This is a genomic window from Escherichia sp. KTE31 (genome assembly GCF_000407925.1).
Classification (GTDB): Bacteria; Pseudomonadota; Gammaproteobacteria; order Enterobacterales; family Enterobacteriaceae; genus Escherichia; species Escherichia ruysiae.
In genome coordinates, this window is sequence record NZ_KE136722.1 from 1,418,191 (window position 1) to 1,433,221 (window position 15,031).

Sequence of the window (15,031 nt, forward strand, 5' to 3'; positions counted from 1 at the left end):
AAAGGATACACAATGAGTAGCGTAGATATTCTGGTCCCTGACCTGCCTGAATCCGTAGCCGATGCCACCGTCGCAACCTGGCATAAAAAACCCGGCGACGCAGTCGTACGTGATGAAGTGCTGGTAGAAATCGAAACTGACAAAGTGGTACTGGAAGTACCGGCATCAGCAGACGGCATTCTGGATGCGGTTCTGGAAGATGAAGGTACAACTGTAACGTCTCGTCAGATCCTCGGTCGCCTGCGTGAAGGCAACAGCGCCGGTAAAGAAACCAGCGCCAAATCTGAAGAGAAAGCGTCCACTCCGGCGCAACGCCAGCAGGCGTCTCTGGAAGAGCAAAACAACGACGCGTTAAGCCCGGCGATCCGTCGCCTGCTGGCTGAACACAACCTCGAAGCTAGCGCGATTAAAGGCACTGGTGTCGGTGGTCGTCTGACCCGTGAAGATGTGGAAAAACATCTGGCGAAAGCCACGGCGAAAGAGTCTGCACCGGCTGCTGCTGCTCCAGCGGCACAACCAGCACTGGCTGCACGTAGCGAAAAACGTGTCCCGATGACTCGCCTGCGTAAGCGTGTGGCAGAGCGTCTGCTGGAAGCGAAAAACTCCACCGCCATGTTGACCACGTTCAACGAAGTCAACATGAAGCCGATTATGGATCTGCGTAAGCAGTACGGTGAAGCATTTGAAAAACGTCACGGCATCCGTCTGGGCTTTATGTCCTTCTACGTGAAAGCGGTGGTTGAAGCCCTGAAACGTTACCCGGAAGTGAATGCTTCTATCGATGGCGATGATGTGGTTTACCACAACTATTTCGACGTCAGCATGGCGGTTTCTACGCCGCGCGGTCTGGTGACGCCGGTTCTGCGTGATGTCGATACTCTCGGCATGGCAGATATCGAGAAGAAAATCAAAGAGCTGGCTGTTAAAGGCCGTGACGGTAAGCTGACGGTTGAAGATCTGACCGGTGGTAACTTCACCATAACCAACGGTGGTGTGTTCGGTTCCCTGATGTCAACGCCTATCATCAACCCGCCGCAGAGCGCAATTCTGGGTATGCACGCTATCAAAGATCGTCCGATGGCGGTGAATGGTCAGGTTGAGATCCTGCCGATGATGTACCTGGCGCTGTCCTACGATCACCGTCTGATCGATGGTCGCGAATCCGTGGGCTTCCTGGTAACGATCAAAGAGTTGCTGGAAGATCCGACGCGTCTGCTGCTGGACGTGTAGTAGTTTAAGCCTCACCTGCACTGTAGACCGGATAAGGGGTTATCGCCTTCTCCGGCAATTGAAGCCTGATGCGACGCTGGCGCGTCTTATCAGGCTTACGGGTGACCGACAATGCCCGGAAACGATACGTCATATTCGGTCTACGGTTTAAAAGATAACGATTACTAAAGGATGGACAGAACACATGAACTTACATGAATATCAGGCAAAACAACTTTTTGCCCGCTATGGCTTACCGGCGCCAGTGGGTTATGCCTGTACTACTCCGCGCGAAGCAGAAGAAGCCGCTTCAAAAATCGGTGCGGGTCCGTGGGTAGTGAAATGTCAGGTTCACGCTGGTGGCCGTGGTAAAGCGGGCGGTGTGAAAGTTGTAAACAGCAAAGAAGACATCCGTGCTTTTGCAGAGAACTGGCTGGGCAAGCGTCTGGTAACGTATCAAACAGATGCCAATGGCCAACCGGTTAACCAGATTCTGGTTGAAGCGGCGACCGATATCGCTAAAGAGCTGTATCTCGGCGCCGTTGTTGACCGTAGTTCCCGCCGTGTGGTCTTTATGGCCTCCACCGAAGGCGGCGTGGAAATCGAAAAAGTGGCGGAAGAAACCCCGCACCTGATCCACAAAGTTGCGCTTGATCCGCTGACTGGCCCGATGCCGTATCAGGGACGTGAGCTGGCGTTCAAACTGGGTCTGGAAGGTAAACTGGTTCAGCAGTTCACCAAAATCTTCATGGGCCTGGCGACCATTTTCCTGGAGCGCGACCTGGCGCTGATCGAAATCAACCCGCTGGTTATTACCAAGCAGGGCGATCTGATTTGCCTCGACGGCAAACTGGGCGCTGATGGTAACGCACTGTTCCGCCAGCCTGATCTGCGCGAAATGCGTGACCAGTCGCAGGAAGATCCGCGTGAAGCACAGGCTGCACAGTGGGAACTGAACTACGTTGCGCTGGACGGTAACATCGGTTGCATGGTTAACGGCGCGGGCCTGGCAATGGGCACCATGGACATCGTTAAACTGCACGGCGGTGAACCGGCTAACTTCCTGGACGTTGGCGGCGGCGCAACCAAAGAACGTGTAACCGAAGCGTTCAAAATCATCCTCTCTGACGACAAAGTGAAAGCCGTTCTGGTTAACATCTTCGGCGGTATCGTTCGTTGCGACCTGATCGCTGACGGTATCATCGGCGCGGTAGCGGAAGTGGGTGTTAACGTACCGGTCGTGGTACGTCTGGAAGGTAACAACGCCGAACTCGGCGCGAAGAAACTGGCTGACAGCGGCCTGAATATTATTGCAGCAAAAGGTCTGACGGATGCAGCTCAGCAGGTTGTTGCCGCAGTGGAGGGGAAATAATGTCCATTTTAATTGATAAAAACACCAAGGTTATCTGCCAGGGCTTTACTGGTAGCCAGGGGACTTTCCACTCAGAACAGGCTATTGCATACGGCACCAAAATGGTTGGCGGCGTAACCCCAGGTAAAGGCGGTACCACCCACCTCGGCCTGCCGGTGTTCAACACCGTGCGTGAAGCCGTTGCTGCCACTGGCGCTACCGCTTCTGTTATCTACGTACCAGCACCGTTTTGCAAAGACTCCATTCTGGAAGCTATCGATGCAGGCATCAAACTGATTATCACCATCACTGAAGGCATCCCGACGCTGGATATGCTGACTGTGAAAGTGAAACTGGACGAAGCAGGCGTTCGTATGATCGGCCCGAACTGCCCAGGCGTTATCACCCCGGGTGAATGCAAAATCGGTATCCAGCCTGGTCACATTCACAAACCGGGTAAAGTGGGTATCGTTTCCCGTTCCGGTACACTGACCTATGAAGCGGTTAAACAGACCACGGATTATGGTTTCGGTCAGTCGACCTGTGTTGGTATCGGCGGCGACCCGATCCCAGGTTCTAACTTTATCGACATCCTCGAAATGTTCGAAAAAGATCCGCAGACCGAAGCGATCGTGATGATCGGTGAGATCGGCGGTAGCGCAGAAGAAGAAGCAGCTGCGTACATCAAAGAGCATGTTACCAAGCCAGTTGTGGGCTACATCGCTGGGGTGACTGCGCCGAAAGGCAAACGTATGGGCCACGCGGGTGCCATCATTGCCGGTGGGAAAGGGACTGCGGATGAGAAATTCGCGGCTCTGGAAGCCGCAGGCGTGAAAACCGTTCGCAGCCTGGCGGATATCGGTGAAGCACTGAAAACTGTTCTGAAATAAATATCTGTAATAAGAAATAGCCCTCGCCGCTTCCCTCTACAGGAATGGCGAAGGGCTGTCGGTTTCGACATGGTTGGCCATCTTATGATGGCCTTTTTTGTTTTTATTCGGGCGCTAATCTGAAAAGCTTTCCCGCTGCTTTTTTTCCCATCCCTTGCGCAATAATGCCCGGTGAAATATCTCTTCTCCATGCAGTAAAAGGATTTATACATGAAGAAAATTGTTCTGCCGAGCTCCCTGGTGCGTAGTTATAGTGTCCCTGCTGGAGAACGAGGGAACATCTGGACCGTGTTTAAACTCAATCCAGACGGCGAGTTTGAAGATATCAACTCTGTTACCAGCGCCAATTTTAATGACACCACATTAGGCGTCAGGGATTTAGCCACTGTGATAATGCCTGCGACGGGCTCTTCAACTCCGGCTTCGCCCGCGATGCAAAACAGTGGAGATACTCAACTGGCAAGAAAATATAATCGTGAAGGCGAAGCTGTTTACAAAACCGGTCAACTTGAGCAAGCCATTCAACTCTTCCAACAGGCAACAGAATTAGACGGCAATTACGGACAGGCATTTAGTAACCTGGGTCTGGCTTATCAGAAAAATGGCAACATAGCGGAAGCGATTTGGGCAAATCGTAAAGCGATCTCGTTAGCCAGTGGAGCAAATGCGGCGACAACGCGCGCTAACTCCTATTATAACATTGCCAAAATTTATGAAACTGCAGGACAGAATGCTGATGCATTGCAGCATTATCAACTCGCTTATGCGGAAAAAATAAGCCCTCTTATGAAGAGGCTATCGCACGTGTAAAAGCAAAAATGTAAATCAGCTGTATTTTGAGGGCAACTGATGATACCCGCTGTTTACGAACATTTTATTTGCCGGTTACACAGTTTCCTGATTTGACCTGCGTGAGAGGCGCAGGTCATTAATCATTTCAAATGTGAACTACGGTCGAAAATATTATTTCAGTATGAATTAATATATATTTTTTTTGGGGGCTTTATAAGTAGCTGGTGCTTCTTTACAATGCGATTGTATAAAAAATTTTTTTAATATAATTAGTTATATCACTTGATGTACTACTGAATTATCAACTATTACTTTAAGGTTCAGTAGTCGTAAAGCCGTATCTCCAGATAATTAAATTTCTGATATCTTACAACATCATCATATTCAAATGGTTAAATTAAGAATATTACACGGCCAAAACAGGCAGATTGAAGCCATCTGTTAGATGTTGCAGAACAACCTTGATTCCAACGGCGAAATCATGTTTACCCACCAGGTTGCTGTTCATATGGAGCTGAATACCACTCAGTTCATGCTTGATGAGTCGATATCGCTAATATCCATAGATAGAGGAGAGTACAATCGCATCAACGCCAATCACATGTGTTGCTTTCTTCATGGGGAATCCTTTGTAAGGCAGAGAGTTAATATTTTTAGACAGAGTGGCGTGTTACCCGAGAATATCCTGTGTTTTCTAACGCCTGGCTATAATTCCGTTTTGTTGTTTCGTATCCCCGTTATGACAATTTCTCTTGATTTTCAATCGTTGAGGGAATCATTGAATACAGATCGGGAAATATCAATGCCATATATAAATTCTTTTGAAAATTCTTGTTCTATCTGACTATACCGAAGGTATCTATTTCTTTTTGTGATTATTACCAGAGAAACAATAGGTAATGGATTTACAGTTCGGCGCTCATAAAGACAACAATCAATTAACTATGATAAAAATTTGTTATGTGAAATAGCAACAAATTGGCTACTCTAATCAATTAGGATTATAAAAAATTGATAAGGTGGCTTTGTTAAATAAAATACTGGTTTTTTATCTATGTCTTTTTGTTGTGATAATTATGTTGCATTATTATTTTACAATAAATTAACAATAGGGCTTTTGGTGATTCATACTTCACACATAATTAACACATCTGATTGATTTTGATGTAAATCAATTTTTAATTCTTGAAAAAAATCTGCAAAACACGATAAATTGTCGTAGATCAAATTGGTGAGATGGTGACAATTTCGCTATAAATTGATCACTGTCGAAAAATGCAATTTTGCTCAATAAAAACCTGTTTATTGTAAGGATTTTGCGGCGTAATATAATTACGGGATCAATTTGGTTTATTCATTAACATATTTGTAACTTTTTTATCATTGTCTTTCCTCTTTTGATGAAATGGCAACGATAGGGGCGAGCAAATAATTTTGTATTGGGGCATGCGTGTGACCCTTTCTAACGGGGTTCACTCTCGGAGTCTTCATGCGATGAGCAAGGAGTCATGATGTTAGATATAGTCGAACTGTCGCGCTTACAGTTTGCCTTGACCGCGATGTACCACTTCCTTTTTGTGCCGCTGACGCTCGGTATGGCGTTCCTGCTGGCCATTATGGAAACGGTCTACGTCCTTTCCGGCAAACAGATTTATAAAGATATGACCAAGTTCTGGGGCAAGTTGTTTGGTATCAACTTTGCTCTGGGTGTGGCAACCGGTCTGACCATGGAGTTCCAGTTCGGGACTAACTGGTCTTACTATTCCCACTATGTGGGGGATATCTTCGGTGCGCCGCTGGCAATCGAAGGTCTGATGGCCTTCTTCCTCGAATCCACCTTTGTAGGTCTGTTCTTCTTCGGTTGGGATCGTCTGGGTAAAGTTCAGCATATGTGTGTCACCTGGCTGGTGGCGCTCGGTTCAAACCTGTCCGCTCTGTGGATTCTGGTTGCGAACGGCTGGATGCAAAACCCAATCGCGTCCGATTTCAATTTCGAAACTATGCGTATGGAGATGGTGAGCTTCTCCGAGCTGGTGCTTAACCCGGTTGCTCAGGTGAAATTCGTTCACACTGTAGCGTCTGGTTATGTGACTGGCGCGATGTTCATCCTCGGTATCAGCGCATGGTATATGCTGAAAGGTCGTGACTTCGCCTTCGCAAAACGCTCCTTTGCTATCGCTGCCAGCTTCGGTATGGCTGCCGTCCTGTCTGTTATTGTTCTGGGTGATGAATCTGGTTACGAAATGGGCGATGTGCAGAAAACCAAACTGGCTGCTATTGAAGCCGAGTGGGAAACTCAACCTGCGCCTGCCGCCTTTACTCTGTTTGGTATTCCTGATCAGGAAGAGCAGACGAACAAATTTGCGATCCAGATCCCTTACGCGCTGGGTATTATCGCAACGCGTTCCGTGGATACACCGGTTATCGGCCTGAAAGAACTGATGGTGCAGCACGAAGAACGTATTCGTAACGGGATGAAAGCGTACTCTCTGCTCGAACAACTGCGTTCTGGTTCCACCGATCAGGCTGTACGTGACCAGTTCAATAGCATGAAGAAAGACCTCGGTTACGGTCTGCTGCTGAAACGCTATACGCCAAACGTGGCAGATGCGACTGAAGCGCAGATTCAACAGGCAACCAAAGACTCCATTCCACGTGTAGCGCCGCTGTACTTCGCGTTCCGTATCATGGTGGCGTGTGGCTTCCTGCTGCTGGCAATTATCGCGCTCTCCTTCTGGAGTGTAATCCGCAACCGCATTGGTGAGAAAAAATGGCTGCTGCGCGCCGCGCTGTACGGTATTCCGCTGCCGTGGATTGCTGTAGAAGCGGGCTGGTTCGTTGCTGAATACGGTCGTCAACCGTGGGCTATCGGTGAAGTGTTGCCTACCGCAGTAGCGAACTCGTCACTGACTGCAGGCGATCTCATCTTCTCGATGGTGCTGATTTGCGGCCTGTATACCCTGTTCCTGGTGGCAGAATTGTTCTTAATGTTCAAATTTGCACGCCTTGGCCCAAGCAGCCTGAAAACCGGTCGCTATCACTTTGAGCAGTCTTCCACGACTACTCAGCCGGCACGCTAAGACAGGAGTCGTCAAATGATCGATTATGAAGTATTGCGTTTTATCTGGTGGCTGCTGGTTGGCGTTCTGCTGATTGGTTTTGCAGTCACTGACGGTTTCGACATGGGGGTGGGGATGCTCACCCGTTTCCTCGGTCGTAACGACACCGAGCGTCGAATTATGATTAACTCTATCGCGCCACACTGGGACGGTAACCAGGTATGGCTAATCACCGCAGGTGGCGCACTGTTCGCTGCCTGGCCGATGGTTTATGCCGCTGCGTTCTCCGGCTTCTATGTCGCGATGATCCTCGTACTGGCGTCTTTGTTTTTCCGTCCGGTCGGTTTTGATTACCGTTCCAAGATTGAAGACACCCGTTGGCGCAACATGTGGGACTGGGGCATCTTCATTGGTAGCTTCGTTCCGCCGCTGGTGATTGGTGTGGCGTTCGGTAACCTGTTGCAGGGCGTACCGTTCAACGTTGATGAATATCTGCGTCTGTACTACACCGGTAACTTCTTCCAGTTGCTTAACCCGTTCGGCCTGCTGGCCGGTGTGGTGAGCGTAGGGATGATCATTACTCAGGGCGCGACCTATCTGCAGATGCGTACCGTGGGCGAACTGCACCTGCGTACCCGTGCAACTGCACAGGTGGCGGCGCTGGTGACACTGGTCTGCTTCGCACTGGCTGGCGTGTGGGTGATGTACGGTATCGACGGTTATGTCGTTAAATCGACAATGGACCATTACGCAGCATCTAACCCGCTGAATAAAGAAGTTGTTCGTGAAGCTGGCGCATGGCTGGTGAACTTCAACAACACGCCGATTCTGTGGGCCATTCCGGCGCTGGGTGTTGTTCTGCCGCTGCTGACCATCCTGACTGCACGTATGGATAAAGCCGCGTGGGCGTTTGTGTTCTCCTCCCTGACGTTGGCCTGCATCATCCTGACTGCCGGTATTGCAATGTTCCCGTTTGTGATGCCGTCCAGCACCATGATGAATGCAAGTCTGACGATGTGGGATGCAACTTCCAGCCAGCTGACGCTTAACGTCATGACCTGGGTTGCGGTGGTTCTGGTTCCGATCATTCTTCTCTACACCACCTGGTGTTACTGGAAAATGTTCGGACGTATCACCAAAGAAGACATTGAACGTAACACCCACTCTCTGTACTAAGTAAGGAGCTAATAATGTGGTATTTCGCATGGATTCTGGGAACGCTTCTTGCCTGTTCATTTGGGGTAATCACCGCGCTGGCGCTTGAGCACGTCGAATCAGGCAAAGCCGGTCAAGAAGACAGCTAATGAGTAAAATTATCGCAACTTTGTATGCGGTAATGGACAAGCGCCCCCTGCGGGCGCTTTCCTTCGTGATGGCGCTTCTGTTAGCAGGATGTATGTTTTGGGACCCATCACGTTTCGCCGCGAAGACCAGTGAACTGGAAATCTGGCATGGTTTATTGCTGATGTGGGCCGTCTGTGCTGGCGTGATTCACGGCGTGGGTTTTCGTCCGCAGAAGGTTCTTTGGCAAGGGATTTTTTGCCCACTGCTTGCCGATATTGTTCTCATTGTCGGGCTGATTTTCTTCTTCTTTTAAATCAGAATTCTCTTTAAAAATTTATGGACCTTCAACAGTCCATAAATTTTTACGCTCCCTTAACTTGCCCTCATTCCCAAACCTCAATCGCACGCGTATAGTAGCAGCGTTTAAAAGTTCTAACTTTTGTTGCATTACCGGGATGTAAAGTGAATACAACGCTGTTTCGATGGCCGGTTCGCGTCTACTATGAAGATACCGATGCCGGTGGTGTGGTGTACCACGCCAGTTACGTCGCTTTTTATGAAAGAGCACGCACAGAGATGCTGCGTCACCATCACTTCAGTCAACAGGCGCTGATGGCTGAACGCGTTGCCTTTGTGGTACGTAAAATGACGGTGGAATATTACGCACCTGCGCGGCTCGACGATATGCTCGAAATACAGACTGAAATAACATCAATGCGTGGCACCTCTTTGGTTTTCACGCAACGTATTGTCAACGCCGAGAATACTTTGCTGAATGAAGCTGAGGTTCTGGTTGTTTGCGTTGACCCACTCAAAATGAAGCCTCGTGCGCTTCCCAAGTCTATTGTCGCGGAGTTTAAGCAGTGACTGACATGAATATCCTTGATTTGTTCCTGAAGGCTAGCCTTCTGGTTAAACTTATCATGTTGATTTTGATTGGTTTTTCAATCGCATCCTGGGCCATTATTATCCAGCGGACCCGTATTCTTAACGCTGCAGCACGCGAAGCTGAAGCGTTTGAAGATAAATTCTGGTCTGGAATCGAACTCTCTCGCCTCTATCAAGAGAGCCAGGGGAAACGGGATAATCTGACTGGTTCGGAACAAATCTTTTACAGCGGGTTCAAAGAATTTGTGCGCCTGCATCGTGCCAATAGCCATGCGCCGGAAGCCGTAGTGGAAGGGGCGTCGCGTGCGATGCGTATTTCCATGAACCGTGAACTTGAAAATCTGGAAACGCACATTCCGTTCCTCGGTACGGTTGGCTCCATCAGCCCGTATATTGGTCTGTTTGGTACGGTCTGGGGGATCATGCACGCCTTTATCGCCCTCGGGGCGGTAAAACAAGCAACATTGCAAATGGTTGCGCCCGGTATCGCAGAAGCGTTGATTGCGACGGCAATTGGTCTGTTCGCCGCAATTCCGGCGGTAATGGCCTACAACCGCCTCAACCAGCGCGTAAACAAACTGGAACTGAATTACGACAACTTTATGGAAGAGTTTACCGCGATTCTGCACCGCCAGGCGTTTACCGTTAGCGAGAGTAACAAGGGGTAAGCCATGGCCAGAGTACGTGGACGAGGTCGTCGCGATCTCAAGTCCGAAATCAACATCGTACCGTTGCTGGACGTGCTTTTGGTGCTGTTGCTGATCTTTATGGCAACAGCGCCAATCATCACCCAGAGCGTAGAAGTCGATCTGCCGGACGCCACTGAATCGCAGGCGGTGAGTAGCAACGATAATCCGCCAGTGATTGTTGAAGTATCTGGTATTGGTCAGTACACCGTGGTGGTTGAGAAGGATCGCCTGGAGCGTTTACCACCAGAGCAGGTGGTGGCGGAAGTATCCAGCCGTTTCAAGGCTAATCCGAAAACGGTCTTTCTGATCGGTGGCGCAAAAGATGTGCCTTACGATGAAATAATTAAAGCACTGAACTTGTTACACAGTGCGGGTGTGAAATCGGTTGGTTTAATGACGCAGCCTATCTAAGCATCTGCGTTTTCCTTGCTTGAAAGAGAGCGGGTAACAGGCGAACAGTTTTTGGGAACCGAGAGTGTCAAAGGCAACCGAACAAAACGACAAGCTCAAGCGGGCGATAATTATTTCAGCAGTGCTGCATGTCATCTTATTTGCGGCGCTGATCTGGAGTTCGTTCGATGAGAATATAGAAGCTTCAGCCGGTGGCGGCGGTGGTTCGTCCATCGATGCCGTAATGGTTGATTCAGGTGCGGTAGTTGAGCAGTACAAGCGTATGCAAAGCCAGGAATCAAGCGCGAAGCGTTCCGATGAGCAGCGCAAGATGAAGGAACAGCAGGCAGCTGAAGAACTGCGTGAGAAACAAGCGGCTGAACAGGAACGCCTGAAGCAACTTGAGAAAGAGCGGTTAGCTGCTCAGGAACAGAAGAAGCAGGCTGAAGAAGCCGCTAAACAGGCCGAGTTAAAGCAGAAGCAAGCGGAAGAGGCGGCAGCGAAAGCGGCAGCAGATGCTAAAGCGAAGGCTGAAGCGGATGCCAAAGCAGCCGCAGAAGCAGCGAAGAAAGCGGCTGCAGACGCGAAGAAAAAAGCGGAAGCAGAAGCTGCCAAAGCCGCTGTTGAGGCACAGAAAAAAGCCGAGGCAGCAGCTGCGGCGCTGAAGAAGAAAGCGGAAGCGGCAGAAGCAGCCGCAGCAGAAGCGAGAAAAAAAGCGGCAGCCGAAGCTGCTGAAAAAGCGAAGGCCGAAGCTGAGAAGAAAGCAGCGGCAGAAAAAGCGGCTGCTGATAAGAAAGCGGCAGCAGAGAAAGCCGCAGCCGAGAAAAAAGCAGCAGCAGAAAAAGCGGCTGCTGAAAAGGCTGCAGCTGAGAAGAAAGCAGCAGCAGAAAAAGCGGCTGCTGAAAAGGCTGCAGCTGAGAAGAAAGCAGCGGCAGAAAAAGCCGCCGCAGCAAAAGCTGCCGCAGAGGCAGATGATATTTTCGGTGAGCTAAGCTCTGGTAAGAATGCACCGAAAACCGGCGGTGGGGCGAAAGGGAACAATGCTTCGCCTGCCGGGAGTGGTAATACTAAAAACAATGGCGCATCAGGCGCAGATATCAATAACTATGCCGGGCAGATTAAATCTGCTATCGAAAGTAAGTTCTATGACGCATCGTCCTATGCAGGCAAAACCTGTACGCTGCGCATAAAACTGGCGCCAGATGGTATGTTACTGGATATCAAACCTGAAGGTGGCGATCCCGCACTTTGTCAGGCTGCGTTGGCAGCAGCTAAACTTGCGAAGATCCCGAAACCACCAAGCCAGGCAGTATATGAAGTGTTCAAAAACGCACCATTGGACTTCAAGCCGTAATCGCGATGTTGACCGTCACGGCGGTTAACATCAAACATCGGTTGTCGCTGGGTTCTGGTAGTTTTGTGTATTTGAGTTTGTTAACATTCTGCTAAATTATCGTGGGCTATCTGTCCAGATAAGGGAGATATGATGAAGCAGGCATTACGAGTAGCATTTGGTTTTCTCATACTGTGGGCATCAGTTCTGCACGCTGAAGTCCGCATTGTGATCGACAGCGGTGTAGATTCCGGTCGTCCTATTGGTGTAGTTCCTTTCCAGTGGGCAGGGCCTGGCGCGGCACCCGAAGATATTGGTGGCATCGTTGCTGCTGACTTGCGTAACAGCGGTAAATTTAATCCGTTAGATCGCGCTCGTCTGCCACAGCAGCCGGGTAGTGCGCAGGAAGTTCAACCTGCTGCATGGTCTGCGCTGGGCATTGATGCTGTCGTTGTAGGTCAGGTCACTCCAAATCCTGACGGCTCTTACAATGTTGCTTATCAGCTGGTTGATACCGGCGGTGCGCCGGGTACTGTACTTGCTCAGAACTCATATAAAGTTAACAAGCAATGGCTGCGTTACGCCGGTCATACCGCCAGTGATGAAGTGTTTGAAAAACTGACTGGCATTAAAGGTGCGTTCCGTACCCGTATTGCCTACGTTGTTCAGACCAACGGCGGTCAGTTCCCGTATGAACTGCGCGTATCTGACTATGACGGTTACAACCAGTTTGTGGTTCATCGCTCACCGCAGCCGCTGATGTCTCCGGCGTGGTCACCAGATGGTTCTAAACTGGCATATGTCACCTTCGAAAGCGGTCGTTCCGCGCTGGTTATTCAGACGCTGGCAAATGGCGCTGTACGTCAGGTGGCTTCATTCCCGCGTCATAACGGTGCGCCTGCATTCTCGCCAGACGGCAGCAAGCTGGCATTCGCTCTGTCGAAAACTGGTAGCCTGAACCTGTACGTAATGGATTTGGCTTCTGGTCAGATTCGTCAGGTGACTGATGGTCGCAGCAACAACACCGAACCGACCTGGTTCCCGGACAGCCAGAACCTGGCATTTACTTCTGACCAGGCCGGTCGTCCGCAGGTTTATAAAGTGAATATCAACGGCGGTGCGCCACAACGTATTACCTGGGAAGGTTCGCAGAACCAGGATGCGGATGTCAGCAGCGACGGTAAGTTTATGGTAATGGTCAGCTCCAATGGTGGGCAGCAGCACATTGCCAAACAAGATCTGGTAACGGGAGGCGTACAAGTACTGTCGTCAACGTTCCTGGATGAAACGCCAAGTCTGGCACCTAACGGCACTATGGTAATCTACAGCTCTTCTCAGGGGATGGGATCCGTGCTGAATTTGGTTTCTACAGATGGGCGTTTCAAAGCGCGTCTTCCGGCAACTGATGGACAGGTCAAATTCCCTGCCTGGTCGCCGTATCTGTGATAATAATTAATTGAATAGTAAAGGAATCATTGAAATGCAACTGAACAAAGTGCTGAAAGGGCTGATGATTGCTCTGCCTGTTATGGCAATTGCGGCATGTTCTTCCAACAAGAACGCCAGCAATGACGGCAGCGAAGGCATGCTGGGTGCCGGCACTGGTATGGATGCGAACGGCAGCAACGGCAATATGTCTTCCGAAGAGCAGGCTCGTCTGCAAATGCAACAGCTGCAGCAGAACAACATCGTTTACTTCGATCTGGACAAGTACGATATCCGTTCTGACTTCGCTCAAATGCTGGATGCACACGCAAACTTCCTGCGTAGCAACCCGTCTTACAAAGTCACCGTAGAAGGTCACGCGGACGAACGTGGTACTCCGGAATACAACATCTCCCTGGGTGAGCGTCGTGCGAACGCCGTTAAGATGTACCTGCAGGGTAAAGGCGTTTCTGCAGACCAGATCTCCATCGTTTCTTACGGTAAAGAAAAACCTGCAGTACTGGGTCATGACGAAGCGGCATATTCCAAAAACCGTCGTGCGGTACTGGTTTACTAAGAGAATTGCATGAGCAGTAACTTCAGACATCAACTATTGAGTCTGTCGTTACTGGTTGGTATAGCGGCCCCCTGGGCCGCTTTTGCTCAGGCACCAATCAGTAGTGTCGGCTCAGGCTCGGTCGAAGACCGCGTCACTCAACTTGAGCGTATTTCTAATGCTCACAGCCAGCTTTTAACCCAACTCCAGCAACAACTCTCTGATAATCAGTCCGATATTGACTCCCTGCGTGGTCAGATTCAGGAAAATCAGTATCAACTGAATCAGGTCGTGGAGCGGCAAAAGCAGATCCTGTTGCAGATCGATAGCCTCAGCAGCGGTGGTGCAGCGGCGCAATCAACCAGCGTCGATCAAAGCGGTGCTGCGGCATCAACGACGCCAACAGCTGATGCAGGTACTGCGAATGCTGGCGCGTCGGTGAAAAGCGGCGATGCAAACACTGATTACAATGCAGCTATTGCGCTGGTACAGGATAAATCCCGCCAGGATGACGCGATGGTGGCATTTCAGAATTTCATCAAAAATTACCCTGATTCAACTTACCTGCCAAACGCCAATTATTGGCTGGGTCAGTTAAACTACAAAAAGGGTAAGAAAGATGATGCGGCGTACTATTTTGCTTCGGTGGTGAAAAACTATCCGAAGTCACCGAAGGCTGCGGATGCGATGTTTAAAGTCGGCGTCATCATGCAGGATAAAGGTGACACCGCGAAAGCGAAAGCCGTGTACCAGCAGGTTATCAGTAAATACCCTGGTACTGATGGCGCTAAACAGGCGCAAAAACGTCTGAACGCGATGTAATGCATAACACACGACCAGAAGTCGCATTATTTCTGGTCGTGTCGTGCGAATCATAAGCAGTTGAGTGATCTACATCGAAATTTTTGTTGCGCTCAAATCTGAAATCAGTAATATATGCCGCCGTTGCCACGGGATATCAAACAAACCGAAAGCAACGCAAAAGTGGGTCGTTAGCTCAGTTGGTAGAGCAGTTGACTTTTAATCAATTGGTCGCAGGTTCGAATCCTGCACGACCCACCACTTTAAGTAGTATCCAGCGTAGTATCGGGTGATTAGCTCAGCTGGGAGAGCACCTCCCTTACAAGGAGGGGGTCGGCGGTTCGATCCCGTCATCACCCACCAC

The 15,031-nt window shown here is 49.8% G+C and carries 14 protein-coding genes, 2 tRNA genes and 1 pseudogene; all 17 read left to right on the forward strand.

Annotation, left to right across the window (positions count from 1 at the left end):
• Positions 1–12: 12 nt before the first annotated feature.
• The 17 genes and pseudogenes from odhB (at position 13) to WES_RS14280 (ending at position 15,030) form a co-directional block, all read left to right on the forward strand.
• Entirely contained in the window at positions 13–1,230 is a 1,218-nt protein-coding gene (odhB, locus tag WES_RS14360) for a 2-oxoglutarate dehydrogenase complex dihydrolipoyllysine-residue succinyltransferase (protein ID WP_016159059.1), read from the forward strand.
• Positions 1,231–1,414: 184 nt separating this feature from the next.
• Positions 1,415–2,581 carry an ADP-forming succinate--CoA ligase subunit beta gene (gene sucC, locus WES_RS14355; RefSeq protein WP_001048602.1) on the forward strand — a complete coding sequence of 389 codons (1,167 nt, stop codon included), beginning with the start codon at positions 1,415–1,417 and terminating at the stop codon, positions 2,579–2,581.
• Positions 2,581–3,450, forward strand: a complete 870-nt coding sequence (gene sucD, locus WES_RS14350) for a succinate--CoA ligase subunit alpha (RefSeq protein WP_000025458.1) — start codon at positions 2,581–2,583, stop codon at positions 3,448–3,450. Before sucC ends, sucD begins: the two co-directional genes overlap by 1 nt.
• Before the next feature lie 219 nt (positions 3,451–3,669).
• Positions 3,670–4,274 (forward strand): annotated as a pseudogene (locus WES_RS14345) (tetratricopeptide repeat protein); the annotation flags it as partial.
• Positions 4,275–5,753: 1,479 nt separating this feature from the next.
• A complete protein-coding gene (gene cydA / locus WES_RS14340) occupies positions 5,754–7,322 on the forward strand; it encodes a cytochrome ubiquinol oxidase subunit I (RefSeq protein ID WP_010345240.1) in 1,569 nt (522 codons plus the stop codon).
• 15 nt (positions 7,323–7,337) lie between these two features.
• Positions 7,338–8,477, forward strand: a complete 1,140-nt coding sequence (gene cydB / locus WES_RS14335; protein WP_016159057.1) for a cytochrome d ubiquinol oxidase subunit II — start codon at positions 7,338–7,340, stop codon at positions 8,475–8,477.
• A 14-nt stretch (positions 8,478–8,491) separates the two neighbouring features.
• The gene (gene cydX / locus WES_RS14330) at positions 8,492–8,605 is read left to right on the forward strand and encodes a cytochrome bd-I oxidase subunit CydX (protein WP_000270283.1); all 114 of its coding nucleotides are present in this window, start codon (positions 8,492–8,494) and stop codon (positions 8,603–8,605) included.
• Entirely contained in the window at positions 8,605–8,898 is a 294-nt protein-coding gene (ybgE, locus tag WES_RS14325; RefSeq protein WP_000034602.1) for a cyd operon protein YbgE, read from the forward strand. Before cydX ends, ybgE begins: the two co-directional genes overlap by 1 nt.
• A 149-nt stretch (positions 8,899–9,047) precedes the next feature.
• Entirely contained in the window at positions 9,048–9,452 is a 405-nt protein-coding gene (gene ybgC / locus WES_RS14320) for a tol-pal system-associated acyl-CoA thioesterase (protein ID WP_001098384.1), read from the forward strand.
• Positions 9,449–10,141, forward strand: a complete 693-nt coding sequence (tolQ, locus tag WES_RS14315) for a Tol-Pal system protein TolQ (protein ID WP_000131314.1) — start codon at positions 9,449–9,451, stop codon at positions 10,139–10,141. The genes ybgC and tolQ overlap by 4 nt, the downstream gene beginning before the upstream one ends.
• 3 nt (positions 10,142–10,144) lie before the next feature.
• Positions 10,145–10,573 (forward strand): colicin uptake protein TolR, encoded by a 429-nt coding sequence (gene tolR, locus WES_RS14310; protein ID WP_000124988.1) that lies wholly within the window; start codon positions 10,145–10,147, stop codon positions 10,571–10,573.
• 64 nt (positions 10,574–10,637) lie between these two features.
• The gene (gene tolA / locus WES_RS14305; protein WP_016159056.1) at positions 10,638–11,906 is read left to right on the forward strand and encodes a cell envelope integrity protein TolA; all 1,269 of its coding nucleotides are present in this window, start codon (positions 10,638–10,640) and stop codon (positions 11,904–11,906) included.
• Positions 11,907–12,038: 132 nt separating this feature from the next.
• Positions 12,039–13,331 (forward strand): Tol-Pal system beta propeller repeat protein TolB, encoded by a 1,293-nt coding sequence (gene tolB / locus WES_RS14300; protein WP_010352214.1) that lies wholly within the window; start codon positions 12,039–12,041, stop codon positions 13,329–13,331.
• Positions 13,332–13,365: 34 nt separating this feature from the next.
• The gene (gene pal, locus WES_RS14295) at positions 13,366–13,887 is read left to right on the forward strand and encodes a peptidoglycan-associated lipoprotein Pal (protein ID WP_010352216.1); all 522 of its coding nucleotides are present in this window, start codon (positions 13,366–13,368) and stop codon (positions 13,885–13,887) included.
• A gap of 9 nt (positions 13,888–13,896) precedes the next feature.
• Entirely contained in the window at positions 13,897–14,688 is a 792-nt protein-coding gene (cpoB, locus tag WES_RS14290) for a cell division protein CpoB (RefSeq protein WP_016159055.1), read from the forward strand.
• 164 nt (positions 14,689–14,852) lie between these two features.
• Positions 14,853–14,928 (forward strand) — tRNA-Lys (locus WES_RS14285).
• A gap of 26 nt (positions 14,929–14,954) precedes the next feature.
• Positions 14,955–15,030 (forward strand) — tRNA-Val (locus WES_RS14280).
• Position 15,031 lies beyond the last annotated feature (1 nt).